General features: G+C 67.0%; 22 protein-coding genes. 18 read left to right on the top strand and 4 right to left on the bottom strand.

Annotation, left to right across the window (positions count from 1 at the left end):
- Nucleotides 1-7 precede the first annotated feature (7 nt).
- Entirely contained in the window at nucleotides 8-814 is an 807-nt protein-coding gene (locus AC5IG3_RS04885; protein ID WP_491905183.1) for a TrmH family RNA methyltransferase, read from the top strand.
- Between the two features lie 27 nt (nucleotides 815-841).
- On the opposite strand, the gene AC5IG3_RS04880 is transcribed toward AC5IG3_RS04885, so the two are convergent.
- Entirely contained in the window at nucleotides 842-1639 is a 798-nt protein-coding gene (locus AC5IG3_RS04880) for an SDR family NAD(P)-dependent oxidoreductase (protein WP_491905182.1), read from the bottom strand.
- 101 nt (nucleotides 1640-1740) lie between these two features.
- On the opposite strand from AC5IG3_RS04880, the gene AC5IG3_RS04875 reads away from it, so the two are divergent.
- The gene (locus AC5IG3_RS04875) at nucleotides 1741-2619 is read left to right on the top strand and encodes a LysR family transcriptional regulator (RefSeq protein ID WP_491905181.1); all 879 of its coding nucleotides are present in this window, start codon (nucleotides 1741-1743) and stop codon (nucleotides 2617-2619) included.
- 10 nt (nucleotides 2620-2629) lie between these two features.
- On the opposite strand, the gene AC5IG3_RS04870 is transcribed toward AC5IG3_RS04875, so the two are convergent.
- A complete protein-coding gene (locus AC5IG3_RS04870; protein ID WP_491905180.1) occupies nucleotides 2630-3487 on the bottom strand; it encodes an IclR family transcriptional regulator in 858 nt (285 codons plus the stop codon).
- A 189-nt stretch (nucleotides 3488-3676) separates the two neighbouring features.
- Here AC5IG3_RS04870 and AC5IG3_RS04865 point away from each other — a divergent pair, with 189 nt between their 5' ends.
- The 4 genes from AC5IG3_RS04865 (at nucleotide 3677) to AC5IG3_RS04850 (ending at nucleotide 9446) form a co-directional block, all read left to right on the top strand.
- Nucleotides 3677-4843, top strand: coding sequence for an acetyl-CoA acetyltransferase (locus AC5IG3_RS04865; protein WP_491905179.1), 1167 nt, complete (start codon nucleotides 3677-3679; stop codon nucleotides 4841-4843).
- Nucleotides 4840-6435: an acyl-CoA synthetase gene (locus AC5IG3_RS04860; RefSeq protein WP_491905178.1), complete on the top strand. Its 1596-nt coding sequence runs from the start codon at nucleotides 4840-4842 to the stop codon at nucleotides 6433-6435. The genes AC5IG3_RS04865 and AC5IG3_RS04860 overlap by 4 nt, the downstream gene beginning before the upstream one ends.
- 100 nt (nucleotides 6436-6535) lie before the next feature.
- Entirely contained in the window at nucleotides 6536-7552 is a 1017-nt protein-coding gene (locus AC5IG3_RS04855; RefSeq protein ID WP_491905177.1) for a TRAP transporter substrate-binding protein, read from the top strand.
- Nucleotides 7553-7577: 25 nt separating this feature from the next.
- A complete protein-coding gene (locus AC5IG3_RS04850) occupies nucleotides 7578-9446 on the top strand; it encodes a TRAP transporter large permease (RefSeq protein WP_491905176.1) in 1869 nt (622 codons plus the stop codon).
- Between the two features lie 4 nt (nucleotides 9447-9450).
- On the opposite strand, the gene AC5IG3_RS04845 is transcribed toward AC5IG3_RS04850, so the two are convergent.
- Together AC5IG3_RS04845 and ppsR are read right to left on the bottom strand one after the other, a co-directional pair.
- Entirely contained in the window at nucleotides 9451-10329 is an 879-nt protein-coding gene (locus AC5IG3_RS04845; RefSeq protein ID WP_491905175.1) for a PCC domain-containing protein, read from the bottom strand.
- 37 nt (nucleotides 10330-10366) lie between these two features.
- Nucleotides 10367-11188: a posphoenolpyruvate synthetase regulatory kinase/phosphorylase PpsR gene (gene ppsR, locus AC5IG3_RS04840; RefSeq protein ID WP_491905174.1), complete on the bottom strand. Its 822-nt coding sequence runs from the start codon at nucleotides 11186-11188 to the stop codon at nucleotides 10367-10369.
- 241 nt (nucleotides 11189-11429) lie between these two features.
- Between ppsR and ppsA the strand changes: the two genes are divergently transcribed.
- The 12 genes from ppsA to AC5IG3_RS04780 all read left to right on the top strand — a co-directional run bounded on the left by ppsA (nucleotide 11430) and on the right by AC5IG3_RS04780 (nucleotide 25229).
- Entirely contained in the window at nucleotides 11430-13826 is a 2397-nt protein-coding gene (ppsA, locus tag AC5IG3_RS04835; RefSeq protein WP_491905173.1) for a phosphoenolpyruvate synthase, read from the top strand.
- A gap of 133 nt (nucleotides 13827-13959) precedes the next feature.
- Nucleotides 13960-14316: a DUF4212 domain-containing protein gene (locus AC5IG3_RS04830; protein WP_491905172.1), complete on the top strand. Its 357-nt coding sequence runs from the start codon at nucleotides 13960-13962 to the stop codon at nucleotides 14314-14316.
- The gene (locus AC5IG3_RS04825) at nucleotides 14309-16432 is read left to right on the top strand and encodes a VC_2705 family sodium/solute symporter (protein ID WP_491905171.1); all 2124 of its coding nucleotides are present in this window, start codon (nucleotides 14309-14311) and stop codon (nucleotides 16430-16432) included. The genes AC5IG3_RS04830 and AC5IG3_RS04825 overlap by 8 nt, the downstream gene beginning before the upstream one ends.
- Before the next feature lie 105 nt (nucleotides 16433-16537).
- On the top strand, nucleotides 16538-16903 hold the full coding sequence (rpsF, locus tag AC5IG3_RS04820; RefSeq protein ID WP_491905170.1) for a 30S ribosomal protein S6: 366 nt from the start codon (nucleotides 16538-16540) through the stop codon (nucleotides 16901-16903).
- A 44-nt stretch (nucleotides 16904-16947) separates the two neighbouring features.
- Entirely contained in the window at nucleotides 16948-17238 is a 291-nt protein-coding gene (gene priB / locus AC5IG3_RS04815) for a primosomal replication protein N (protein ID WP_491905169.1), read from the top strand.
- A 28-nt stretch (nucleotides 17239-17266) separates the two neighbouring features.
- On the top strand, nucleotides 17267-17551 hold the full coding sequence (rpsR, locus tag AC5IG3_RS04810; protein WP_491905285.1) for a 30S ribosomal protein S18: 285 nt from the start codon (nucleotides 17267-17269) through the stop codon (nucleotides 17549-17551).
- Nucleotides 17552-17562: 11 nt separating this feature from the next.
- Entirely contained in the window at nucleotides 17563-18015 is a 453-nt protein-coding gene (gene rplI, locus AC5IG3_RS04805; RefSeq protein ID WP_491905168.1) for a 50S ribosomal protein L9, read from the top strand.
- A 115-nt stretch (nucleotides 18016-18130) separates the two neighbouring features.
- Nucleotides 18131-19555, top strand: coding sequence for a replicative DNA helicase (gene dnaB / locus AC5IG3_RS04800; protein WP_491905167.1), 1425 nt, complete (start codon nucleotides 18131-18133; stop codon nucleotides 19553-19555).
- A 171-nt stretch (nucleotides 19556-19726) separates the two neighbouring features.
- On the top strand, nucleotides 19727-20911 hold the full coding sequence (gene carA / locus AC5IG3_RS04795; RefSeq protein ID WP_491905166.1) for a glutamine-hydrolyzing carbamoyl-phosphate synthase small subunit: 1185 nt from the start codon (nucleotides 19727-19729) through the stop codon (nucleotides 20909-20911).
- A complete protein-coding gene (gene carB / locus AC5IG3_RS04790) occupies nucleotides 20904-24182 on the top strand; it encodes a carbamoyl-phosphate synthase large subunit (protein ID WP_491905165.1) in 3279 nt (1092 codons plus the stop codon). Before carA ends, carB begins: the two co-directional genes overlap by 8 nt.
- Nucleotides 24183-24286: 104 nt before the next feature.
- Nucleotides 24287-24763: a transcription elongation factor GreA gene (gene greA, locus AC5IG3_RS04785; protein ID WP_491905164.1), complete on the top strand. Its 477-nt coding sequence runs from the start codon at nucleotides 24287-24289 to the stop codon at nucleotides 24761-24763.
- A gap of 10 nt (nucleotides 24764-24773) precedes the next feature.
- Nucleotides 24774-25229 (top strand): DUF4149 domain-containing protein, encoded by a 456-nt coding sequence (locus tag AC5IG3_RS04780; RefSeq protein ID WP_491905163.1) that lies wholly within the window; start codon nucleotides 24774-24776, stop codon nucleotides 25227-25229.
- The last annotated feature ends 40 nt before the right edge of the window (nucleotides 25230-25269 follow it).

The following is a 25269-nucleotide window of genomic DNA, read 5'->3' as shown; positions in this document are numbered from 1 at the left end:
GACATCGATGAACTCCCTGCTGCCCCCGGCGTCGCCCAAGGTGCGCGAAGTCACTTCCCGCAATCACCCGCTGGTGAAGGACCTGCGCCGCCTGGCCGACGAGGCCGGCGCCTACCGCAAGCTCGGCCGCATCTGGCTGGAAGGCGATCACCTGGCGCGTGCGCTGCTGGCGCGCGGCGGCCAGCCGCAGCTCTGCGTGGTGGGCGCCAGCGCCTGGCTGCAACCCATGTGGCGCGAACTGGCGCTGCGTGCGCCTGAGGTGATGGTGCTGGCCGATGAGTTGCTGCCCGAGATCAGCTCGCTCGAATCGCCCGCGCCGCTGGGCTTCCTGATTAGCGCGCCGGTGGGCCGCGTGCTGCCGATCGTGGGCGCCAGCGCCGTGGTGCTCGACCGGCTGCAGGACCCCGGCAACGTCGGCACCATCCTGCGCAGCGCCGCCGCGCTGGGCGTGCGCCAGGTGCTGGCCATGAAGGGCAGCGCCGCGCTCTGGTCGCCCAAGGTCTTGCGCGCCGGCATGGGTGCGCACTTTGCGCTGCACCTGGTCGAGGGCGTGGAGGTCAATGACCTCGATTCGCTCGACGTGCCGCTGGTCGCCACCAGCTCGCACGCCCCCCAGAGCCTGCACGAGCTGCGCCTGCCGCAGCCCTGCGCCTGGGTGCTGGGCCACGAAGGCCAGGGCGTGGCCGAGCCGCTGATGCAGCGCTGCGCGCTCACCGCGCGCATTCCTCAGCCGGGTGGCGAGGAGTCGCTCAACGTGGCGGCAGCGGCGGCGATCTGCCTGTACGAATCGGCCCGGCAGGCGCTGGTCGGCTGAAGGCCACCTCCGCTTCCGCCTCCGCCTTCAGCCTGCTGCGCGCGCGTTCAGGCGCAGGGTCGGCAGGCCGACGCCTGCGGCATCGAAGCCGCCGTCCACCGCCAGCACCTGGCCGTTGACGTAACTGGCCGCCGGGCTGCACAGGAAGCCCACGACGTTGGCGATTTCCTCGGTGCTGCCGTAGCGCTCCAGCGGGATCACGTCGTGATAGTCGGCGCGAATGGCGACGCTGTGCACCAGCTTGGCCATCTCGGTTTCCACCGGTCCGGGCGCGATGGCGTTGACGCGGATGCCCACCGTGCCCAACTCCACCGCCTGCTGCTTGGTCAGGTGGATCAGCGCGCCCTTGCTGGTGCCGTAGGCCACCCGCAGCGTGCTGGCGCGCAGGCCGGAGATCGAGGCGATGTTGACCACCGCGCCGCCGCCCGTCTTCAGCATCACCGGCGCGCAGGCTTGCGTGCACAGGAAGGGGCCGTTGAGGTTGGTGGCCAGCACCGTCTGCCACTCCTCGAAACTCGTCTGGCCGATGGGCTTGAACACCGCCACGCCCGCGTTGTTGACCAGCGCGTCGATGCGGCCGAAGCGGGCCTCGACCTGCGCGGTGGCGGCGGCGACCTGATCGGCCTGCGACACATCGCAGGCGACGGCCAGCACCCGGTCCGGGTCGGCCAGCGTCTGCTCGGTCTTGGACAGCGTGTCGGCGTCGATGTCCCACAGCGCGACGCGGTGGCCGTGCGCCAGGAACCATTGCGCCACGGCCAGGCCGATGCCACGGGCGCCACCGGTCACCACGGCGACGGGGGCGGAGGAAAGCGTTGTTGTCATGTCTTGTCTCGGGTTTTTGTGGGAAGGGGCCACGAGTCTAGACAAGCCTCTACATTCGCAGAAGTTTGTATTTTGGATGGATTGATCGGGAAATCAGAACCATGGAAATGCGTCACCTGCGCTGTCTGGTCGCGGTCGCCGAGGAACTGCACTTCGGCCGTGCCGCCCAGCGCCTGAACCTGTCCCAGCCGCCAGTGAGTCAGGCCATCAAGGAGCTGGAGGCCGAACTGGGCCAGCGCCTGTTCGAGCGCAATTCACGCCGCATCAGCCTGACGCCCGCCGGCGAAGCGGCGCTGCGCGACGCGCAAGCCGTGCTGGCCCGCACCGAGGCCTTGCGCAGCCGGGCGCGCGATGCCTCGGGTGGATCGGCCGCACGGCTGGCGATCGGCTTCATCAGCCTGGCGGCCTACTCCTACCTGCCCGAGGCGCTGCGGCGCTTCACCGCCGACCACCCGCAGGTCAAGCTGCAGCTGCAGGAGTCGACCACCGACCAGATGCTGGCCGAGCTGGAGCGCGGCACGCTCGACGTGGGCTGCCTGTTCGCCTCGCCCACGCTGCCGGCGGCCTTGCGCTACCAAGCCACCCACCGTGATCCGCTGATCGTCGCGCTGCCTGAAAACCACCCGCTGGCGCGCCTCAAGCGCGTGCCGCTGGAGCGGCTGGCCGGCGAGCAGTTCCTGGCTTTCGAGCGCCACCACGGCCCGCTGATGTTCGACACCATGGTCAGCGCCTGCATGCGCCACGGCTTCAGCCCGCGCATCTTTCCGGCGCGGCAGATGCACACCATCGTCAGCCTGGTCTCGGGGGGCATCGGCGTGGCGCTGGTGCCGGCGTGCCTGGAGGTGCTGCACCGCCAGGGCGTGGTCTACCGCCCGCTGGCCGGGGCGCGGACACCGGTCGAGCATGGGGCGGCCTGGCGCGGCGAAGGGACCTCGCCCTGGGTCGAGCCGTTCGTGCGCTACCTGCCCAAGGTGCGCTGACAGCGCCGGCTCAGCGACCGGGCTCGGTGGCTGCTTGAGTCTGGGCTTGGACCTGGGCCTGCAGCGCCGTCAGCTCGCGGCTGGCCTGCATCAGCCGGTTGCCCAGCGCGGCACGGCGGGCCGGCCCGAGCCGCGACTCGATCGCCGCCAGGCTGAGCGACGCCACCAGCCGGTTGTTGGCGTCGTACACCGGCACGCCGATGGCCCAGCTGCTCTCCAGCACCAGGCCGGGGTTGAAGCAGTAGCCCTGCTCGCGGGTTTCCTGGATCAGGCGCCAGACGGCGGCGTCGGTGCAGCCAGGGAACTTCGCCAGGCGCCGGGCCGCGTTGCGGCGCAGGATCTCGCCGATGTCTTCATCCGACAGGGCCGCCAGCATGGCGCAGCTGCCGGCGCCGACCCCCAGCGGCCAGCGGTCACCGGGCTTGACCAGCTGGTTGCGGATCGGGAAGTCGCCCTCGCTGCGTGACAGGCAGATGCTCTCGATGCCGTGCAGTACGGTAAAAAAGACCGTGTCGCCCGATTCGAGCGCCAGCGCCCGCAATGCCGGCGCGGCCAGGCGCTGCAACTCGTAGCTCGGCTCGGCCGCCAGCCCGACGGCAAACGCCTCGGGACCGAGCCGGTACGCCCCGCTGGCGTGGTCGTGCAGCACGAAGCCCTCGTCCACCAGCGTGCGGGTCAGGCGGATGGCGGTGGACTTGTTGAGCCCCAGCCGGCGTCCGATCTCGCCCATGCGCAAGCCACCCGGGCCGACCCGGGTCAACAGGCGCAGCACCGCCAGGCCACGCCGCAAGGTCTGGGCGCCGGCGGTCTCGGTGGGGGTCGACAAATCCGGGCCCGCGACGAGCGTGTCACTGTGGTCGTTAGGCATAAACCCTGATCCGATGATTCATATATTGAACCTCTTTCTGGCCGACTAGGCAGCAGCCCTAGGCTGTGGCGGCAGTCTGTCCCCTTAGCATTGCTGCGAAATAGAGCTTGTCACACTAAAAGTCATTGCAACAGGTTCACATAGTAGACCTGATAAACCCCCCGAACGGCTCACCGGAGACAGATCCTCATGTCCACCCCTCATATCGTCGGCTGGGGCCACACGCCCTTCGGCAAGCTCGATGCCCTGGATGGCGAGCAGCTGTTCCGTGAGGCGGCGCTGGCCGCCATCGCCAGTGCGGGGCTGGAGCCGGCCGACATCGACGGCGTGTTCGTCGGCCACTTCAACGGCGGCTTCGTGCGGCAGGACTTCAGCGGCTCGCTGGCCGCGCTGGCGATTCCCGAGTTGCGCCACGTGCCTTCGGTGCGGCTCGAGAACGCCTGCGCCACTGGCTCGGCGGCGATCTGGGGCGCGCTGGATGCGCTGGGCAGTGGCCGCCTCCAGCGCGTGCTGGTGGTCGGGCTGGAGAAGATGAACACGCTGCCCAACGCGCAGATCGGCGAGGTGCTGCTGCGCTGCAGCTACGTCAAGGAAGAGGGCGATACGCCCGGCGGCTTTGCCGGCGTGTTCGGCCAGATTGCGGCGGGTTACTTCGAGCGTTTTGGCGATCAGAGCGACGCGCTGGCCGCCATCGCCGCCAAGAATCACGCGAACGGCGTGCACAACCCCTACGCCCACATGCGGCGCGACCTGGGCTTCGACTTCTGCAGGCAGCCGTCGGACAAGAACCCGTTCGTGGCCGGACCGCTCAAGCGCTCGGACTGCTCGCTGGTGTCCGATGGCGCTGCGGCGCTGGTGCTGAGCAACGCGCCGCTGTCCGGCGCCCAGGTGCCGGCGGTGCGCTGGCGCTCGCGCACCCAGGTCAACGAGTACCTGCCGCTGTCGCGCCGCGACCCGACCCGTTTTGAGGGTGCTGCACTCGCCTGGCAGCGCGGCCTGGCCGAAGCCGGCGCTACGCTGGCCGATCTGGGCTTCGTCGAGACGCATGACTGCTTTACCGTGGCCGAACTGCTGGAGTACGAGGCCATGGGCCTGGCGCCGCACGGGCAGGGCGCCCGCGTGATCCTGGATGGCGTCACGCGCAAGGACGGCCGGCTGCCGGTCAACCCCTCGGGCGGGCTGAAGTCGCGTGGCCACCCGATCGGCGCCACTGGCGTGTCCCAGCACGTGATGGCCGCCATGCAGCTCAGCGGCACCGCTGGCGCCATGCAGGTGCCGCAGCAGAAACTGGGCGCCGTGTTTAACATGGGCGGCGCGGCGGTTGCCAACTACCTGAGCCTGCTGGAAGCAGCATGAATCCGGCCGGCGTCTGCAACCTGGCCCGGCTGCTCAGCCACACCGCGCGGCTGTTCCCCGAGCGCACCGCGCTGATCCAGGGCGAGCAACGCTGGAGCTGGCGCGAGATCGACCAGCGCGTCGACGCGTTGGTGGCCGCGCTGACCGCGCTGGGCGTGAGGCGGGGCGACCGCCTCCTGCTGCAGTCGCGCAACAACCTGGCCCTGTTCGAGAGCGGCTGGGCCGCCTTCCGCATGGGTTGCGTCTGGGTGCCGACCAACTTCCGGCTCGCCCCGGGTGAGGTCGCTTACCTTGGCGCGTCCAGCGGCGCAGTGATGATGCTGGTCGAGCCGATGTTTGCCGAGCACGCCGCTGCCGTGCGCGCCGCATCCCCCGCGCTGCAGCAGGTGCTGTGGATCGGCGACGCGCCGGCGGGCGAGCCGTCTTACGAGGCGCTGGTGCAGCAGCACTGGGGTGCCGCGCCGGCCGAGGCCACCGTGGCCTACGACGACCCGCTGTGGTTTTTCTACACCTCGGGCACCACCGGCCAGCCCAAGGCCGGCATCCTGACGCACGGCCAGATGGGCTTCGTCGTCACCAATCACCTGGCCGACCTGATTCCGGGCACCGACGAGCGCGATTGCTCGATCGCGCTCGCGCCGCTGTCGCACGGCGCCGGCATCCACGCGCTGCTCAACGTGGCGCGCGGCGCGGCCACCGTGCTGCTGCCGACCGAGAAGATGGACGTCGAGCAGGTCTGGGCGCTGATCGAGCGCCACCGCGTCACCAACCTGTTCACCGTGCCGACCATCGTCAAGCTGCTGGTCGAGCACCCGGCGGTCGACCGCCACGACCACAGCAGCCTGCGCCACGTGATCTACGCCGGCGCGCCGATGTACCGCGCCGACCAGCGCCTGGCGCTGCAGAAACTCGGCCCGGTGCTGGTGCAGTACTTCGGCCTGGGCGAGGTGACCGGCTGCATCACCGTGTTGCCCGCCCACATGCATTCGGCCGACGATGCCGATCCGAACGCCCACATCGGCAGTTGCGGGCGGCCGCGCACCGGCATGGAAGTGGCCGTGCTCGACGCCGACCTGAAGCCCGCGGCCACCGGCGTGATCGGCGAGATCTGCGTGCGTGGCCCGGCCGTGTTTGCCGGCTACCACGCCAACCCCGAGGCCACGGCCAAGGCGTTGCGCGGCGGCTGGTTCCACACCGGCGACCTCGGCCGGCTCGACGCGCGTGGCCTGCTCTACATCACCGGCCGCGAGTCGGACATGTACATCTCGGGCGGCAGCAACGTCTACCCGCGCGAGTGCGAGGAGCGGCTGCTCACCCACCCCGGCGTGGCCGAGGTGGCGGTGCTGGGTGTGCCCGACCGCACCTGGGGCGAGGTCGGCGTGGCCGTGGTGGTGCGCCGCGACGGCGCACCGGCAGTCGACGCCGACGCGCTGCTGGCGCACCTCGACGGCCACCTGGCGCGCTACCGCTGGCCGCGCCAGTTCGTGTTCTGGGACGCGCTGCCCAAGTCCGGCTACGGCAAGATCACCAAGAAGGACGTGCGCGCGCGGCTCTACGAGCGCGGCGATGTCCTGCCGATCGACGCCGGCTGAAGCGCGCTCGCCGGCCGCAAGCACTCGCCCGATTCATCCGACAAATCGACTCGACCTCAGCCGAGCCTTTTTCTTTCCCCACCGACAGGAGACACCCACCATGCAAATCACCCGCCGCACCCTGCTGGCCGGCACCGGCGCCCTCGCGCTGCCCGGCGTCGCCACCCACGCGCTGGCGCAGAACAAGGCCGAATTCACGCTGAAATACGCCAACAACCTGCCCATCACGCACCCGATGAACGTGCGCGCCAACGAGATGGCGGCGGCGATCCTGGCCGAGTCCAAGGGCCGGGTCGACCTGAAGGTGTTCCCGAGCAGCCAGTTGGGCACCGACACCGACATGCTGTCGCAGATCCGCTCGGGCGCGATCGACTACTTCACGCTGTCGCCGCTGATCCTGGGCACGCTGGTGCCGTCGGCGCAGATCAGCGGCGTGGGCTTCGCGTTCAAGGACTACAACCAGGTCTGGGCCGCGATGGACGGTGACCTGGGTGCCCACGTGCGCAAGGAGATCGCCGCCAAGTCGACCATGTTCGCCTTCGAGAAGATCTGGGACAACGGCTACCGCCAGATGACCAGCAGCGCGCGCGCCATCACCAAGCCCGACGACCTCAAGGGCATGAAGATGCGCGTGCCGCCGAGCCCGTTCTGGGTCTCGATGTTCAAGGCCTTCGAGGCCTCGCCGGCCACCATCAACTTCGCCGAGGTCTACACCGCCCTGCAGACCAAGATCGTCGACGGCCAGGAGAACCCGCTGGCGATCATCGCCACCGCCAAGCTGCACGAGGTGCAGCAGTTCTGCTCGATCACCAACCACATGTGGGACGGCTTCTGGTTCCTGGCCAACAAGAAGTCCTTCGAGCGTCTGCCGGCCGATCTGCAGGAGATCGTGACGCGCAACGTCAACAAGGCCGGCCTGAACCAGCGCGACGACGTGCGCAAGCTCAACGACTCGCTGCTGGGCGAACTCAAGGCCAAGGGCATGGCGATCAACACCACCGACGCCGAGCTGTTCCGCGCCAAGCTGCGCTCGGCGGGCTTCTATGCCGAGTGGCACAAGAAGTTCGGCGACGAAGCCTGGGCGGTGCTGGAGAAGTACACCGGTAAGCTGGTCTGATCTTTCCGTGCCTACATCGCCCACCATGACCGCCACCGTCGAATCGAACGAATCCATTGCCCTGCCCGGCGAGGTGCAGGCCACGCTGGCCCGCTCGCGCCTGATGCTGCCGATCGAGCTGGTGGGCGCCGCGCTGATGGCGGCCATCATGCTGATGCTGCTGGCCGGCGTGGGCTCGCGCTACCTGCTGTCCGACCCGCTGGTGTGGGTGGACGAGGCGGTGTCGATCGCCTTCCTGTGGCTGGCGATGCTGGGCTCGGCGATCGCGATCCATCGCAACGAGCACCTGCGGCTCACGGTCGGGCTCAACGCCTTGCCCGTGCGCCTGCAGGGCTACGTGCAGGCCTTCGGGCTGATGGTGACGGCGGTGTTCCTGCTCGCGCTGGTGCAGCCGGCGTTCGAATACGTCGAGTCCGAGGCCTTCGTCACCACGCCGGCGCTGGAGATTCCCAACAGCTGGCGGGTGGCCGCGATCGCCTTCGGCATCGTCGCGATGCTGGTGGTGGTGCTGGCCCACGCCTGGCGCACCTGCACGCTGCCGCAACTGGCGGTGGGCGCGGGCACGGTGGCGGCGGTGGCGCTGGCCTGCTGGGGCGGCATGCCGGTGCTGGCCGACCTCGGCCACCTCAACATCGTGATCTTCCTGATCGGCTTCGTGGCGGTCTGCCTGGTCGCGGCGGTGCCGATCGCGTTCTGCTTCGGCATCGGCGCGATCAGCTTCCTGGCCTTCACGACCCACATCCCGATGGGCGTGATGATCGGCCGCATGGACGAGGGCATGTCCAGCCTGGTGCTGGTGTCGGTGCCGGTGTTCGTGCTGCTGGGCTGCGTGCTCGATGCCACCGGCATGGGCAAGGCGATCATCGATTTCCTGGCCTCGTTGGTGGGCCACGTGAAAGGCGGCATGAGCTACGTGCTGCTGGGTTCGCTGTTCATCGTCTCGGGCATCTCGGGCTCCAAGGTGTCGGACATGGCGACCGTGGCGCCGGCCCTGTTCCCCGAGATGAAGCGCCGCGGCCAGAAGCCCAAGGACATGATCGCGCTGCTGTCCACCGGCGCGGCGATGGCCGACACGGTGCCGCCCAGCATCGTGCTGATCGTGCTGGGCTCGGTGGCCGGGGTGTCGATCGCCGGGCTGTTCCAGGCCGGCGTGACGGTGGCGCTGGTGCTGCTGCTGGCGCTGGCCGTGCTGGCGCGCTGGAAGGCGCGCCACGAGGTGATGCAGCAGGTGCAGCGCGCGCCGCTGGCGCTGGTCGGCCGCACGCTGCTGATCGCCGGCCCGGCGCTGGTGCTGCCCTTCCTGATCCGCGGCGCGGTGGGTGGTGGCGTGGCCACGGCCACCGAGGTGTCGACGCTGGCTGTCGTCTACGCCATGCTGGTCGGCATGGTGATGTACGGCGGCATCGGGCCGCGCAAGATCTACGCGATGCTGGTCGAGACCGCCGCACTCAGCGGCGCGGTGCTGATGATCCTGGGCACCGCGCTGGCGATGGCCTGGGTGATCACGCAGTCGGGCGTGGCCCAGCAGCTGGCGCTGTTCATGAAGAGCCTGCCGGGCGGAGTGTTCGGTTTCATGGCCGTGACGATCGTGATCTTCCTGATCCTCGGCTGCGTGCTCGAAGGCCTGCCCGCGCTGCTGCTGATGGCGCCGCTGATGTTCCCGATCGCACGTGCGATGGGCGTCAACGACGTGCACTACGCGATGGTGGTGGTGGTGGCGATGAACATCGGCCTGATGATGCCGCCCATCGGCGTGGGCTTCTACATCGCCTGCCGCATCGGCGATGTCTCGCCCGACGAGGCGATGGGCGCGATCTGGCCCTACATCGCCGCGCTGATCGTCGGCCTGATCGTGATCGCGGCGGTGCCGGGCATCTCGACCGCCGTTCTCTGAATATTCAGTCGAAAGCCAGCACCAGCTCGAAGGTCACGAGCACGGGGTTCTCGCCCCGTGCCAGCCGGCCCTGATGCTGGCCGCCGAGGTAGTCGACCATCGTGACGTCGATCTCGGCGCGCGGCTGGCCCTCGGCATCGGCCACGATGCGGCCCTGGCGCACCAGGGTTTCGGTGACGAAGGGCTCGACGATGCGACCGTCGTCGAACACCGCCCCCACCGTGCTGCCGACGCCGCCGCGCACCGCGGCATGCCGAATGCCGTGCTCGCGGCAAAGGGTCTCCAGCGCGTGGCAGACATCGACGTTGGGCCCCAGGCGCACGGCCAGCGCCCGGCGAGCCGCAGGGGTCGGCTTGGCGTGCTGATCCGGGGTGGCGACGGGTTTGAACAAGGAAAAACGCGTTTCCTCGTCGGCCTGCACCTGGAAGCCGGCGCCCGTCATCAGCCAGGCCGAAGCCGTCACGGGCGTGCTCAGCACCGCCTCCTCAGGCAGCACATGGCCGCAGTGGCGGCGGCCTTGCGCATCGGTCCAGAGCGCATGGCAATGCAGCCAGGGCTGGCGACCGTGGGGGGTGTCGCGCTGGCCGTAGGTGACGGTGGCGAAGTCGAGTTGCACCGAACCCTCGGCGGCGAAGCGATCGCTGAAATACACCGCGTGCGCGGACGTCCTGGCCAGCGCCGGCATCACGTAGGCGAAAGGCTGCAACTGTCCGCCCTGCAAGGTCAGTACGGCGCTGCGGGCGCCCTGCAGCGTCAGGGCCTCGCTCAGCGTGGCCAGCAGGGTGCGGCCGGGTTCGAGTTGCAGCGTGCGGGGCGCGACCGTGACAGGCATGACCTCGACACGTTGCGCGGCGGCTTCGCCGGGATGTTGGATGGAGCGCAAGCGGTGGCCCTCCGGGTGGCGGTGAGGCGGGTCTCGCTCAGTAAATCAGGCAATCCGGGCGCAGGTCGCGCAGGATGGTCGTGGCGATTTCCTCGATCGACTTGTGGGTCGAGGACAGCCAGGCGATGCCTTCGCGCTTCATCATGCGTTCGGCCTCGTTGATCTCGTAGCGGCAGTTGGCCAGCGCGGCGTACTTGCTGCCCGGGCGGCGCTCGTTGCGGATCTGGCTCAGGCGGTCGGGGTCGATGGTCAGACCGAAGCACTTGCGCTTGTAGGGCGCCAAGCTGGAGGGGATGCTGTCGCGCTCGAAGTCCTCGGGAATCAGCGGGTAGTTGGCCGCCTTGATGCCGTGCTGCATCGCAAGATAGAGCGAGGTCGGCGTCTTGCCGCTGCGGCTCACGCCGACCAGGATCACGTCGGCGGCGGCCAGGTTGCGGGCGGACTGGCCGTCATCGTGCGCGAGCGAGAAGTTGATCGCCTCGATCCGGTCGTGATATTCCTGGCTCTTGGCCACGTCCGAGAAGCGGCCGACGCGGTGGTTGCTCTTGACGCCCAACTCGGCCTCCAGCGGCTCGACGAAGGTGCGGAACATGTCGAGCACCAGCGCGTTGGATTCGCTGCTGATGCGCTCGCGCACCACGTCGTTGACGAGCGTGATGAAGACGATCGGCCGATTGCCCTCGGCCGCCGTGATCGAGTTGATCTCGCTGATCACCATCGCCGCCTTTTCTGCGGTGTCGATGAAGGGCCGCCGCACATGGCGGTGTTTGGCCGAGAACTGCGCCAGGATGGAGTTGCCGAAGGTTTCGGCGGTGATGCCGGTGCCGTCGGAGACAAAGAACACGGTGCGATTGGTCATGGCGCGGAAGGGGGCGAGGAGGGTGTTGCAAGCATGCCAAGGCCGCTCAAGACCCCGGAACAAGTGAGTTACATGATAAGCGCCGACCCTTAGAATCTGTGGCAATTTGCTTCTGTACTGCCCCTGCACTCATGCGCGCCCCGTCTGATCGCCGCTACTTCAAACAGCTCCAAAAGCGCTGCGGATCGACCCTGGCTGCGCGGGCAGAAGCGCCCGGTTTTCTTACATCACGGAGTTTTTCATGTCTGCAATCAACCTGGCGACCGCCCTGGTCGTACCGTTTGAACATCTGAGAATGACCGATGTCGAGACCGTAGGCGGCAAGAACGCCTCGCTCGGCGAAATGATCAGCCAGCTCGCGGCTTCCGGCGTGCGGGTGCCGGGTGGTTTTGCCACCACGGCGCTGGCTTTCCGCGAGTTCCTGACAGCCGGCGGCTTGACCGACAAGATCAACGCCCGCCTGGCTGCGCTCGACACCGATGACGTGCGTGCGCTGGCCGAGGCTGGTGCCGAGATCCGCGGCTGGGTCGAGTCCGCGCCGTTCCCGGCCGACTTCGAGGCGGCCATCCGTGCCGAATTCGTCAAGCTGACGGCCGACCACCCCGGCGCGTCGTTCGCGGTGCGCTCGTCTGCCACGGCGGAAGACATGCCTGATGCGTCGTTCGCCGGCCAGCAGGAAACCTTCCTGAACGTGGTCGGCATCGACGACGTGCTGCACAAGATGCGCGAGGTGTTCGCCTCGCTCTACAACGACCGCGCCATCAGCTACCGCGTGCACAAGGGCTATGCCCACCACGACGTGGCCTTGTCGGCGGGCGTGCAGCGCATGGTGCGCTCGGACCTGGGTGCCGCCGGCGTGATGTTCACGATGGACACCGAGTCGGGCTTCCAGGACGTGGTCTTCATCACGTCGAGCTATGGCCTGGGCGAGACGGTGGTGCAGGGCGCCGTCAACCCCGACGAGTTCTACGTGCACAAGCCGGCGCTGAAGAACGGCAAGGTGGCGGTGATCCGCCGCAACCTCGGCTCCAAGCTGATCCGCATGGAGTTCGCTTCGCCTGAGGAAAAGGCCGCCAGCGGCAAGCTGGTCAAGATCACCGACACGCCGCCCGAGCTGCGCAACCGCTACTCGCTGTCGGATGCCGACGTGACCGAGCTGGCCCGCTACGCGCTGATCATCGAGAAGCACTACGGCCGCCCGATGGACATCGAGTGGGGCAAGGACGGCGGCGACGGCCTGCTCTACATCCTGCAGGCACGCCCTGAGACGGTGAAGAGTCAGGTTGGCAACCAGGTCGAGCACCGCTACAAGCTCAAGGGCCACAGCACCGTGCTGGCCGAAGGCCGTGCCATTGGCCAGAAGATCGGCACCGGCCCGGTGCGCCTGGTGCACAACATCAGCGAGATGGACCGCGTCCAGCCCGGTGACGTGCTGGTCACCGACATGACCGACCCCAACTGGGAGCCGGTGATGAAGCGCGCCAGCGCGATCGTCACCAACCGAGGCGGGCGCACCTGCCACGCCGCCATCATTGCCCGCGAGCTGGGCATTCCGGCGGTGGTGGGCTGCGGCGACGCGACCGAGGTGCTCAAGGACGGCCAGCTGGTGACGGTGGCCTGCTCCGAAGGCGACACCGGCTTCATCTATGACGGCATGCTGGAGACCGAGATCAGCGAGATCGAGCGCGGCGAACTGCCGTACTCGCCCGTCAAGATCATGATGAACGTGGGCAACCCGCAACTGGCCTTCAACTTCTGCCAGATGCCCAACTCGGGTGTCGGTCTGGCGCGGCTGGAGTTCATCATCAACAACAACATCGGCGTGCACCCGAAGGCGATCCTCGACTACCCGAACATCGATTCGGACCTGAAGAAGGCGGTCGAGTCTGTCGCCCGTGGCCACGCCAGCCCGCGCGCCTTCTACGTCGACAAGCTGGTCGAGGGCATTTCCACCATCGCGGCGGCCTTCTGGCCCAAGCCGGTGATCGTGCGGCTGTCGGACTTCAAGAGCAACGAGTACAAGAAGCTCATCGGTGGCTCACGTTACGAGCCGGAAGAAGAAAACCCGATGCTGGGCTTCCGCGGCGCGGCGCGCTACCTGAGCGCCGATTTTGGCGAGGCCTTCGCGATGGAATGCGAAGCGCTGCGCTACGTGCGTCGCGACATGGGCTTCAACAACGTCGAGATCATGGTGCCCTTCGTGCGCACCCTGAAGCAGGCCGAGCGCGTGGTCGGCATGCTGGCGGATCAGGGCCTCAAGCGCGGCCAGGATGGCTTGCGCGTCATCATGATGTGCGAGATCCCGAGCAACGCGATCCTGGCTGATCAGTACCTGGAGTTCTTCGACGGCATGTCGATCGGCTCCAACGACCTGACGCAACTGACGCTGGGGCTGGACCGCGATTCGGGCCTGGAGCTGCTGGCGGCGGATTTCGACGAGCGCGATCCGGCCGTCAGGGCGCTGATCAGCCGCGCCATTGCCGCTTGCCGTGCCCACGGCAAGTACATCGGCATCTGCGGCCAGGGCCCCAGCGACCACCCGGACTTTGCCGACTGGCTGGCGCAGGAGGGCATCGTGTCGATCTCGCTCAACCCCGATTCGGTGGTCGAGACCTGGAAGCGCATCGCCAAGCGTTGATGCGCTTTTGAGCGCATCTGAGCGCTTCGGATGCGCGCATCACTCAGTCGCAGCACGCGACTGAGTGAACCCCCTGTGGTGAGATGGGCCGGGCGTGAGCACAATCACGCCCGTCTCAGCCAGGGTGTCTCTCATGGATCCAAGCCAATCGAAACCGTCGCTGCCGCAGTCATCACTCACAGCGGCGGCGTTGCAGCGCCACTGGCGGCGCGTCTGCTGGTGCACGCTGGCCGGCGTGCTGGTCTGGCTGGGCGTGAGCTGGGCGGTGGTCTGGTGGGCCGACACGCTGAACCAGACGTCGATCGCCGGCATTCCGGCGGGCTTCTGGTGGGCTTCGCAGGGTGGCATCGGCGCTTTTCTGCTGATCATCCTGGTGCATGGCTGGGTCGTGAGCCGGCTGGAGCGGCGTCAGCGGCAGTTTCAACAGCAGCCGCGCCAACAGGAAAATCAACGCATGGCACCGGCGGCCGGCCCCGAATCGCATGACTGAGCGCGTGCCTTCGTCGTCGGATTCGGCCCAGACCAGCCGGACTTTTGCCCGCGTGCTGCATCGCCGCTATGGGCTCTACACGCTGGGCGTGCTGTGCTTCATCGGCCTGATGGGGTTGCTGGAACGCCTGGGCTGGCCGCGCAGCTGGATGGGCGGCACCTTCCTGATTGGCACGGTGGTGGTGTATGCCGCCATCGGGCTGATGTCGCGCACCACCGACGAGGCCGAGTACTACGTCGCCGGCCGGCGCGTGCCGGCGATCTACAACGGCATGGCGACAGCGGCCGACTGGATGTCGGCGGCGTCCTTCATCGGCACCGCCGGCGTGCTGTACCTGCAGGGATTCGCCGGGCTGGCCTACATCCTGGGCTGGACGGGCGGCTACTGCCTGGTGGCGCTGCTGCTGGCGCCGTACCTGCGGCGGCTGGGCTACTTCACGATCCCCGAGTTCCTGGGCGAGCGCTACGGTGGTGTCTGGCCGCGCCTGGTGGGCGTGGCGGCATCGGTGCTGGTGTCGTTCGTGTACGTGGTGGTGCAGATCTACGGCGTGGGGCTGATCACGTCGCACCTGACGGGCTTCAGCTTCGAGATCGGCATCTTCGTTGGCCTTGGCGGCGTGCTGGTGTGCTCGTTCCTGGGCGGCATGCGCGCCGTGACCTGGACGCAGGTGGCGCAGTACATCGTGCTGATCCTGGCCTACCTGACGCCGGTGGTGTGGCTGTCGATCAACCAGACCGGCAGCCCGTTCCCGCTCTTTGCCTACGGCCAGCAGCTCAGTCAGGTGGCGGCACGTGAGCAGGCGCTGATGACCGATCCGCACGAGTTGAGCGTGGCCCGCCACCTGCAGGTGCGTGCCGCCGACGCCCAGCGCAAGCTGGCCGACGTGCCGCAGGCCATGAAGGACGATGCCGAAACCCTGGCGGCCCAGTTGCGTGCCCTGCACGCGGCCGATGCGCCGCTGACCCGCGTCCAGCAGGCTGAGCGGCGTCTGCTGACCCGGCCTCAGAACGAGGCCGATGCGCGGGCGGCGTATCAGCGTGAATACGAGCAGGCCCGCCAGAGCGCGCAGCCGCTGGCCGGCCTGCCACCGCAAGCCCAGCCTTATGCCGTGCCGCCGGATGTGCCCGCCTCGGCAGCCGCGGGCGTGGCGGATTTGGCGCGGCGCAACTTCCTGGCACTGATGCTGTGCCTGATGCTGGGCACCGCGGCCATGCCGCACGTGCTGACGCGCTACTACACCACCACATCGGTGGGCGAGGCGCGCAAGTCGGTCGCCTGGGCGCTGTTTTTCATCGCGCTGCTGTATCTGGCGGCGCCCGCGCTGGCGGTGATGGTCAAGTACGAGGTGCTCAATCATCTGGTCGGCACGCCCTTCGACCAGCTGCCCGGCTGGATCCGGCGCTGGAGCAAGCTCGACCCGACGCTGGTCTCCGCCATCGACATCAACGGCGACGGCCTACTGCAACTGGCCGAGTTGCACCTGGGCGGCGACGTGATCGTGCTGGCCGCGCCCGAGATCGGCGGCCTGCCGCTGGTGGTCACCTATCTGGTGGCCGCAGGCGGGCTGGCGGCGGCGCTGTCGACTGCCGACGGGCTGCTGCTGACAATCTCCAACACGCTCTCGCACGACCTGTATTTCCGTCTCATCAACCCGCGTGCGCCGGCCTTGCGGCGGGTGATGCTGTCGAAGTTCCTGGTGCTGGTGGTGGCGCTGCTGGCCGCCTTCATCTCGTCGATGCGATTCGCCGACATCCTGCAGTTCGTTTCGGCGGCGTTCTCGCTGGCTGCGGCCGGCTTCTTTCCGGCGCTGGTGCTGGGCATTTTCTGGCGCCGCGCCAACCGCGTGGGCGCCGTCAGCGGCATGTTGGCGGGACTGGGCGTGTGCCTGTACTACATGGTCACCAACCACCCCTTGCTGCGCGACGGATTGGGTATTCACGCCCCGCTGGAACTCAGCCGCTGGTGGGGTATCGAGCCGGTGGCGGCCGGCGTGTTCGGCGTGCCGGCGGGCGTCATCGTGATGGTGCTGGCCAGCCTGTGCAGCCCGCCACCCGGCGCGCGCGAGCAGGCGGTGGTGGACCGTCTGCGCGACCCTGGCCGTGACGGGCCGGGTTGAGGCGGTCGCAAGGCTGCCGCCTGATATACTGTTGGGCTTCCCTTGCCGCCTCGTGTCTTGACGCCACAGGGTGGCTTCCGCAACAGGAACCCACAAGGAGTGTCCATGCGTCACTATGAAATCGTGCTTCTGGTCCACCCGGACCAGAGCGAACAAGTTCCGGCCATGCTGGAGCGTTACAAGAGCTTGGTCACCACTTCTGGTGGCACGGTGCATCGCGTTGAGGACTGGGGCCGCTTTCAGCTGGCCTACATGATCAACAAGCTGGCCAAAGCGCACTACCTGTGCATCAACATCGAGTGCAGCAAGGAAACCCTGGCTGAAATCGAGACCGGCTTCCGGTTCAACGACGCGGTGCTCCGTCACCTGACCGTCAAGCGCGACAAGGCCGAAACCGGCCCGTCCGCCATGATGAAGCGCGTTGAGAAGGAAGAAGCGCGCAAGTCGTCCCACCAGGAAGTCAACGCCTGAGTGCCTGAAGCCCGATACGCTCAAGGCGCGCGGCAGGCTCGGTCATGAACCAAGTCCTCGTTTCCGCGCAACTGATCGAGCGTGCGGTCATGCGCTACACCCCGGCAGGCTTGCCTGCCCTCGACGTGCAACTGGCTCACGCCTCGCAGGTCGAGCACGCTGGTCACCTGCGGCAGGTCTCCTTGGAGATCCACGCCACGGCCATCGGGGAGGTCGCCCTGCAACTCGCCAACACCGCTGTGGGTACCACAGCAATGTTCAAGGGTTTTCTGGGCAAACAGCGCAATGGCCGAGGGCTGATACTGCACATCAACGCGTTCGACCTGAGCCCCTAGTTTTCATATTTGATTGAAGGAGGTTGTTATGCCCCCGCCACGTGGAAAATTTTCCAAAGACCGCAAGACGAAGCGCAACACACAATCGCTGCTGTTCAAGCGCAAGCGTTTCTGCCGCTTCACCGTTACCGGCGTCAAAGAGATCGACTACAAGGATCTCGATGTGCTGCGTGACTTCGTCGGCGAAAACGGCAAGATCACCCCGGCCCGCCTGACCGGCACCCGTGCGATCTTCCAGCGCCAGCTGACCACCGCGATCAAGCGCGCTCGCTTCCTGGCGATGCTGCCTTACAGCGATCAGCACAAGGTCTGAGGAGCCAAACAATGCAAATCATCTTGCTTGAAAAAGTGGGCAACCTCGGTGGCCTGGGCGACGTCGTCAAGGTCAAGGACGGCTATGCACGCAACTTCCTGATCCCGACCGGCGCAGCCCGTCGTGCGACCACGAAGGCGATCGCCGAATTTGAAGCCCGTCGTGCCGAGCTCGAAAAGAGCCAGGCCGAGAAGCTCGCTGCGGCTCAAGCCCAAGGCGAGAAGCTGGCAGGCAAGACCGTCACCATCGCCCAGAAGGCCGGTGTGGATGGTCGTCTGTTCGGCTCGGTCACCAACGCCGACATCGCTGCCGTGCTGAAGACCCAAGGCTATGACGTGCTCAAGGCACAAGTTCGCATGCCCAACGGCCCGCTGAAGACCGTGGGCTCGTTCACGGTTTCGGTTGCGCTGCACCATGATGTGGTGTCGGACGTGACCGTGGCTGTCGTTGCTGAAACGAACTGAGCTTCACGCTCAACGCTCGACCCAGACAGGTAGCGGACGCGCTGCCCGTCGGTTGACACCCTGAACAAGGCCGGCTCATGCCGGCCTTGTTGCTTTCCGCTCCTATCATCGATTCATGGCTGCCATGTTCAACCACCCTGATGCTCCTCCTTCCAGCGGCGGCGACGACGCCGTAGCCCGTCTGCGCGTGCCGCCGCACTCGGTCGAGGCCGAGCAGAGCGTGCTGGGCGGCCTGTTGCTGGACAACTCTGCGTCTGACCGGGCCGGCGACCTGCTGACCGAGCACGACTTCTACCGCTACGAGCACAAGCTGATCTACACGGCCATGATGCAGCTCATCAGCGCCAGCAAGCCGGCCGACGTGATCACGGTCTTCGAGCAATTGCAGAGCCTGGGCAAGGCGGCCGAGGTGGGCGGCATCGCCTACCTGAACGCGCTGGCGCAGAGCGTGCCGAGCGCGGCCAACCTGCGTCGCTACGCCGAAATCGTGCGCGAGCGCTCCATCCTGCGCAAGCTGGTGAGCGCCAGCGACGAGATCGCCACCAACGCCTTCAACCCGCAGGGCCGGCCGGTGGCGCAGATCCTGGACGAGGCCGAAGGCAAGATCTTCCAGATCGGCGAGGAGGGCTCGCGCAACAAGCAGGGCTTCCATTCGATGGACTCGCTGGTGGTGCAGTTGATCGACCGCGTGCAGGAACTGGCCGAAAGCGGTGCGGGCGAAGTCACCGGTGTGCCGACGGGCTTCTTCGACATGGACCGCATGACGGCCGGCCTGCAGCCGGGCGACCTGATCATCCTGGCCGCGCGGCCGTCGATGGGCAAGACCGCATTTGCGCTCAACATCGGCGAGCATGTTGCGGTCAAGGAAGGCCTGCCGGTGGTGGTGTTCTCGATGGAAATGGGCGCCTCGCAGTTGGCGCTGCGCATGGTCGGCTCGCTCGGGCGCATCGACCAGCAGCACCTTCGCACCGGCGCGCTGCGCGACGAGGAGTGGGGCCGCCTCTCCGAGGCGGTCGACCAGTTGCGCAACGTCAGCCTGTTCATCGACGAGACCCCCGCGCTGACGTCGGCCGAACTGCGCGCCCGCGCGCGGCGCCAGGCGCGCCAGTGCGGCAAGCTGGGCCTGATCGTGATCGACTACCTGCAGCTGATGAGCGGCTCGGGCGGCAGCGCGGGCGAAAACCGCGCCACCGAGATCAGCGAGATCTCGCGCAGCCTGAAGGCGCTGGCCAAGGAGTTGCAATGCCCGGTGATTGCGCTGTCGCAGCTTAACCGCTCCGTCGAGACCCGCACCGACAAGCGGCCGATGATGAGCGATCTGCGCGAATCAGGCGCCATCGAGCAGGATGCCGACGTCATCATGTTCATCTACCGCGACGAGTACTACAACAAGGAAACCAAGGAGCCGGGCGTGGCCGAGATCATCATCGGCAAGCAGCGTAACGGCCCGGTCGGCACCGTCAAGCTCGCCTTCCTGCGCCCGCTGACCAAGTTCGAGAACCTGGCGCCGGGCAGTTTCGGCAGCGGCAGCGAGTACTGACCTTCAAACAGGGGAGCGGGAAAACCCGGGCCGCCTATAATCCCGAGGTTTGTCCGCCCACAACGCCGCCCGGCGACTTCGACTTCGTTTCCAGAACGAATCCTGCGCCTGCCGCCCACAGCAGCAGCGCATGTGCAAGTCAGCCGGGCGCGCCATAAATCCGGAGTTCCCGTGCTGCCCGTCCTGCCTATCGCTCTCCTCGCACTCGCAGACGGCACGGTCTTTCAAGGCACTTCGATCGGCGCTGCCGGTCACACAGTCGGCGAGGTGGTGTTCAACACCGCGCTCACCGGCTATCAGGAAATCCTCACTGACCCGAGCTATTGCCAGCAGATCGTGACCCTCACGTATCCGCACATCGGCAATTACGGTGTCAACGAGCAGGATGCTGAAGCCTCGAAAGTCCATGCCGCTGGTCTGATCATCAAAGATCTGCCCATCCGATCCTCCAACTTCCGTCAGACGCTGACGCTGCCCGAGTACCTCGTGCGCGAAGGCACGGTGGCGATCGCCGACATCGACACCCGCCGCCTGACCCGCCTGCTGCGCACCACCGGCGCGCAGAACGGTGCCATCGTCGCCTACGCGGCCGGTACCGAAGTGACGCAGGCCATGAAGGATGCGGCCGTGGCGCTGGCGCGTTCTGCCCCCAGCATGGCCGGCCAGGATCTGGCCAAGGTCGTCACCCGCAACGAGCCGGAAGTCTGGACCGAAGGCGAGTGGCAACTCTTCAGCGCCGACGGCCAGCCCGGCTTCAGCGCCCAGACCGCACCGCAGTTCCACGTCGTTGCCTATGACTTCGGCGTCAAGCGCAACATCTTGCGCATGCTGGCCGAGCGGGGCTGCAAGGTCACGGTGGTGCCGGCCCAGACGTCGGCAGCTGAGGTGCTCAAGCACAAGCCGGACGGCATCTTCCTGAGCAACGGCCCGGGCGACCCGGAACCGTGCGATTACGCGATTGCTGCGGCGGCCGAGTTGATCGAGACTGGCATTCCCACGTTCGGCATCTGCCTGGGTCACCAGATCATGGCGCTGGCCTCGGGCGCCAAGACCTTCAAGATGAAGTTCGGCCACCACGGCGCGAATCACCCGGTCAAGGATCTGGACGATGGCCGCGTCTCCATCACCAGCCAGAACCACGGTTTTGCGGTGGATGCGGCCACGCTGCCGGCCAACCTGCGCCCGACGCACGTCAGCCTGTTCGACGGCACGCTGCAGGGTCTGGCCCGCACCGACAAGCCGGCGTTCTGCTTCCAGGGTCACCCGGAAGCCTCGCCCGGTCCCCACGACATTGCCTACCTGTTCGACCGCTTTACCAAGCTGATGAGCGAGCAAGCGGAGAAGAAGAATGCCTAAGCGCGCAGACCTGAAATCCATCCTCATCATTGGCGCTGGCCCGATCATCATCGGCCAGGCCTGCGAGTTCGACTACTCCGGCGCGCAAGCCTGCAAGGCGCTGCGCGAAGAGGGCTACAAGGTCATCCTGGTCAACAGCAACCCGGCCACGATCATGACCGACCCGGCCACGGCCGACGTCACCTACATCGAGCCCATTACCTGGCAGGTGGTCGAGAAGATCATCGCCAAGGAGCGTCCGGACGCGGTGCTGCCCACCATGGGCGGCCAGACCGCGCTGAACTGCGCGCTCGACCTGCACCACCACGGCGTGCTGGCCAAGTACGGCGTCGAGATGATCGGCGCGAATGAACACGCGATCGAGAAGGCCGAAGACCGCCTGAAGTTCAAGGACGCGATGACCAAGATCGGCCTGGGCTCGGCCCGGTCCGGCATCGCACACTCGATGGAAGAGGCCTGGGAGGTGCAGAAGCGCATCACCGCCGAAATTTCCGGCACCGGCTTCCCGATGGTGATCCGCCCGAGCTTCACGCTCGGCGGCACCGGCGGCGGCATTGCCTACAACCCCGAAGAGTTCGAGGAAATCTGCAAGCGCGGCCTCGACCTGAGCCCGACCAAGGAATTGCTGATCGAAGAGTCCCTGATCGGCTGGAAAGAGTACGAGATGGAAGTGGTTCGCGACAAGGCGGACAACTGCATCATCGTCTGCTCGATCGAGAACCTCGATCCGATGGGCATCCACACCGGTGACTCGATCACCGTGGCGCCGGCGCAGACGCTGACCGACCGCGAGTACCAGCTGCTGCGCAACGCTTCGATCGCGATCCTGCGCGAGATCGGCGTCGACACCGGCGGCTCGAACGTGCAGTTCTCGATCAACCCGAAGGACGGCCGCATGGTCGTGATCGAGATGAACCCGCGCGTGTCGCGTTCGTCGGCGCTGGCCTCGAAGGCGACCGGCTTCCCGATCGCCAAGATCGCCGCCAAGCTGGCCGTGGGCTACACGCTTGACGAGCTGAAGAACGACATCACCGGCGGCGCGACGCCGGCCTCGTTCGAGCCGTCGATCGACTACGTCGTCACCAAGATCCCGCGCTTCGCGTTCGAGAAGTTCCCGGCCGCCGACTCGCACCTGACGACGCAGATGAAGTCGGTCGGCGAGGTGATGGCGATGGGTCGCACCTTCCAGGAGTCGTTCCAGAAGGCGCTGCGCGGCCTGGAGACCGGCATCGATGGCTTGAGCGAGCGTTCGACCGACCGTGACGAGATCATCGAGGAAATCGGCGAGGCCGGCCCCGAGCGCATCCTGTACGTGGGTGATGCCTTCCGCATCGGCCTGACGCTGGACGAGATCTTCGAGGAAACCGCGATCGATCCGTGGTTCCTGGCGCAGATCGAGCAGCTGATCCAGACCGAGCAGCAACTCAAAGGCCGCACGGTGGACAGCCTGTCGGCCGAGGAGATGCGCTTCCTCAAGAAGAAGGGTTTTTCCGACAAGCGCCTGGGCAAGCTGCTGGGCAGCAACCAGCACGACGTGCGCCGCGCCCGCCATGCGCTGGGCGTGCGCCCGGTCTACAAGCGGGTCGACACCTGCGCGGCCGAGTTCGCCACGCAGACCGCCTACCTGTACTCGTGCTACGAGAACGTTGATGGCGAGTGCGAAGCCGAGCCGACCACCAACAAGAAGATCATGGTGCTGGGCGGTGGTCCGAACCGCATCGGCCAGGGCATCGAGTTCGACTACTGCTGTGTCCACGCCGCGCTCGCCATGCGCGAAGACGGCTACGAGACCATCATGGTCAACTGCAACCCCGAGACAGTCTCGACCGACTACGACACGTCCGACCGCCTGTATTTCGAGCCGGTGACGCTCGAAGACGTGCTCGAGATCGTGGCCAAGGAAAAACCCGTGGGCGTGATCGTGCAGTACGGCGGCCAGACGCCGTTGAAGCTGGCACTCGACCTGGAAGCCAACGGCGTGCCCATCATCGGCACCACGCCCGACAGCATCGACATCGCCGAGGACCGCGAGCGCTTCCAGAAGCTGCTGCACGAGGTCGGCCTGAAGCAGCCGCCCAACCGCACGGCGCGCACCGAGGACGGCGCCATCGCGCTGGCCAACGAGATCGGCTACCCGCTGGTCGTGCGTCCGAGCTATGTGCTGGGCGGCCGCGCGATGGAAATCGTGCATGGCGACAAGGACCTGGAGCGCTATATGCGTGAAGCGGTGCGCGTCTCCGACAAGTCGCCGGTGCTGCTGGACCGCTTCCTGGATGACGCGGTCGAGGTCGACATGGACTGCATCGCCGACGCCAGCGGCGCGGTGATGATCGGCGGCATCATGGAGCACATCGAGCAAGCGGGCGTCCACTCCGGCGACTCGGCCTGCTCGCTGCCACCCTACACGCTCAGCAAGGTGCTGCAGGACGAACTGCGCCGCCAGACCGCCTTGATGGCCAAGGCGCTCAAGGTGGTCGGCCTGATGAACGTGCAGTTCGCGATCCAGGGCGACGTGACGCAAGGGCTGGATGCCTGCACCGTCTACGTGCTGGAAGTGAACCCGCGCGCCTCGCGCACCGTGCCCTTCGTGTCCAAGGCCACTGGCCAGCCGCTGGCCAAGATCGCCGCGCGCTGCATGGCCGGCCAGAAACTGGCTGACCAGCGCGGCCTGGACGGCCTGCCGCCGCACGAGGTCGTGCCGCCATATTTCAGCGTCAAGGAAGCCGTCTTCCCGTTCAACAAGTTCCCGGGCGTGGATCCGATCCTCGGCCCCGAAATGCGTTCGACCGGCGAGGTGATGGGCGTGGGCAAGACCTTTGGCGAGGCGATGCTCAAGAGCCAGCTGGGCGCGGGTTCGCGCCTGCCGACCAAGGGCACGGTCGTGATCTCGGTCAAGGCCAGCGAACACGCGCGGGCCGTACCGGTGGCGCGTGATCTGCATGCGCTGGGCTTCAACATCGTCGCGACCAAGGGCACGAGCGTGGCCATTGCCGCGGCGGGCGTGCCGGTCAAGGTGGTCAACAAGATCAAGGACGGCCGGCCGCATATCGCCGACATGATCAAGGCCGGCGAAATCCAGCTGGTCTTCACCACGGTCGATGAAACGCGCACGGCGATTGCCGATTCACGCTACATCCGCACTGCGGCGCTGGCCAACCGGGTGACTTACTACACCACGATGGCGGGCTGCGAGGCCGCCACCGAGGCGCTCAAGCACCAGGCCGGCATGACGGTCGTTTCCCTGCAAGAGTTGCACGCCGAATTGCACTGAGCAATCTGCACTAAACTGAAATCTGTCTCAACACGCCGCCGCTGGCCTCCCGTTCGGGGAGTCTGCGGCGGTTCGCTTTTTACGCATCTGAATCGACTCAAGACATGGCCACCATTCCGTTGACCAAGCGCGGCGCTGAACTGCTCAGGGCTGAGCTGCAGAACCTCAAGACCGTCGAGCGTCCCTGGGTGATCAATGCGATCGCCGAGGCGCGCGCCCAGGGCGATCTGTCCGAAAACGCCGAGTACGAGGCGGCCAAGGACAAGCAGGGCTTCATCGAGGGCCGCATCCTGGAGGTCGAGAGCAAGCTGGCGATGGCGCAGATCATCGATCCGTCCACGCTCGACGCCGATGGCCGGGTCGTCTTTGGCGCCACGGTCGATCTGGAAGAGCAGGAAAGCGGCGACACCGTGACCTACCAGATCGTGGGCGAGGACGAGGCTGACCTCAAGCAGGGCCGGGTCTCGATTTCCTCGCCGATCGCACGCGCGATGATCAGCAAGCAGTCCGGTGACGTGGCCGAGGTGCGTGCACCGGGCGGCATCAAGTGCTACGAGATCATTGAAGTCCGCTACACCTGAGGCAGTCCTGATGTTGTCCCGACTGAGTACCCTGCTGGCCGCGCTGTGGCTGGGATTGGTGGCGACGCTGGCTGCGGTGGCGGCGCCTGTGGCTTTTGCGGTGCTGGAGCGCAGCCTGGCCGGACAGGTGGTGGGTCAGTTGTTCCGCATCGAGGCCCACGTGGGCCTGGGCCTTGCGGTGGCGCTGTTCATGATCGAGCGCCGGCGTGCAGGGCTGCGGGTGGCGGCAGGCACAGGCTCGGCGCTGTCGTCCCAGTTGCTGCTGGTGCTGGGCGCGCTGTTTTGTACGGTGCTGGGCTACTTCGCGCTGCAGCCGATGATGGCGGCGGCGCGTGCAGGCCAGGGCAGCTGGAGTTTTGGTGCGCTGCACGGCGCTTCGAGCGCGCTGTTTGCGCTCAAGGGCCTGTTGTTGTTGGTGCTGACGTGGCGCAGTACCCAGGGCGCTGCGCCTTCGTCAGCCGGCTGATCGGCTGGGAGGCACGACGCGCCCCAGTGGCGCGCCGTGT

Origin of the sequence: Leptothrix sp. (in: b-proteobacteria) (assembly GCF_965250675.1) — a bacterium.
Classification (GTDB): domain Bacteria; phylum Pseudomonadota; class Gammaproteobacteria; order Burkholderiales; family Burkholderiaceae_C; genus Sphaerotilus.
Note: the sequence above shows the minus strand (reverse complement) of the source record. Positions and strands in the feature narration are given on the sequence as shown.

Excerpts from the sequence above, each read along its gene's own strand:
- AC5IG3_RS04880 (WP_491905182.1), bottom strand. The coding sequence starts at position 1,639 with ATGACAACAACGCTTTCCTCCGCCCCCGTCGCCGTGGTGACCGGTGGC.
- dnaB (WP_491905167.1), top strand. The coding sequence starts at position 18,131 with ATGGCTGCCATGTTCAACCACCCTGATGCTCCTCCTTCCAGCGGCGGC.
- rpsF (WP_491905170.1), top strand. The coding sequence starts at position 16,538 with ATGCGTCACTATGAAATCGTGCTTCTGGTCCACCCGGACCAGAGCGAA.
- AC5IG3_RS04850 (WP_491905176.1), top strand. The coding sequence starts at position 7,578 with ATGACCGCCACCGTCGAATCGAACGAATCCATTGCCCTGCCCGGCGAG.
- AC5IG3_RS04830 (WP_491905172.1), top strand. The coding sequence starts at position 13,960 with ATGGATCCAAGCCAATCGAAACCGTCGCTGCCGCAGTCATCACTCACA.
- AC5IG3_RS04855 (WP_491905177.1), top strand. The coding sequence starts at position 6,536 with ATGCAAATCACCCGCCGCACCCTGCTGGCCGGCACCGGCGCCCTCGCG.
- carB (WP_491905165.1), top strand. The coding sequence starts at position 20,904 with ATGCCTAAGCGCGCAGACCTGAAATCCATCCTCATCATTGGCGCTGGC.
- AC5IG3_RS04860 (WP_491905178.1), top strand. The coding sequence starts at position 4,840 with ATGAATCCGGCCGGCGTCTGCAACCTGGCCCGGCTGCTCAGCCACACC.
- priB (WP_491905169.1), top strand. The coding sequence starts at position 16,948 with ATGAACCAAGTCCTCGTTTCCGCGCAACTGATCGAGCGTGCGGTCATG.
- greA (WP_491905164.1), top strand. The coding sequence starts at position 24,287 with ATGGCCACCATTCCGTTGACCAAGCGCGGCGCTGAACTGCTCAGGGCT.
- rplI (WP_491905168.1), top strand. The coding sequence starts at position 17,563 with ATGCAAATCATCTTGCTTGAAAAAGTGGGCAACCTCGGTGGCCTGGGC.
- AC5IG3_RS04885 (WP_491905183.1), top strand. The coding sequence starts at position 8 with ATGAACTCCCTGCTGCCCCCGGCGTCGCCCAAGGTGCGCGAAGTCACT.
- ppsR (WP_491905174.1), bottom strand. The coding sequence starts at position 11,188 with ATGACCAATCGCACCGTGTTCTTTGTCTCCGACGGCACCGGCATCACC.
- AC5IG3_RS04780 (WP_491905163.1), top strand. The coding sequence starts at position 24,774 with ATGTTGTCCCGACTGAGTACCCTGCTGGCCGCGCTGTGGCTGGGATTG.
- AC5IG3_RS04870 (WP_491905180.1), bottom strand. The coding sequence starts at position 3,487 with ATGCCTAACGACCACAGTGACACGCTCGTCGCGGGCCCGGATTTGTCG.
- ppsA (WP_491905173.1), top strand. The coding sequence starts at position 11,430 with ATGTCTGCAATCAACCTGGCGACCGCCCTGGTCGTACCGTTTGAACAT.
- AC5IG3_RS04825 (WP_491905171.1), top strand. The coding sequence starts at position 14,309 with ATGACTGAGCGCGTGCCTTCGTCGTCGGATTCGGCCCAGACCAGCCGG.
- AC5IG3_RS04865 (WP_491905179.1), top strand. The coding sequence starts at position 3,677 with ATGTCCACCCCTCATATCGTCGGCTGGGGCCACACGCCCTTCGGCAAG.
- rpsR (WP_491905285.1), top strand. The coding sequence starts at position 17,267 with ATGCCCCCGCCACGTGGAAAATTTTCCAAAGACCGCAAGACGAAGCGC.
- AC5IG3_RS04875 (WP_491905181.1), top strand. The coding sequence starts at position 1,741 with ATGGAAATGCGTCACCTGCGCTGTCTGGTCGCGGTCGCCGAGGAACTG.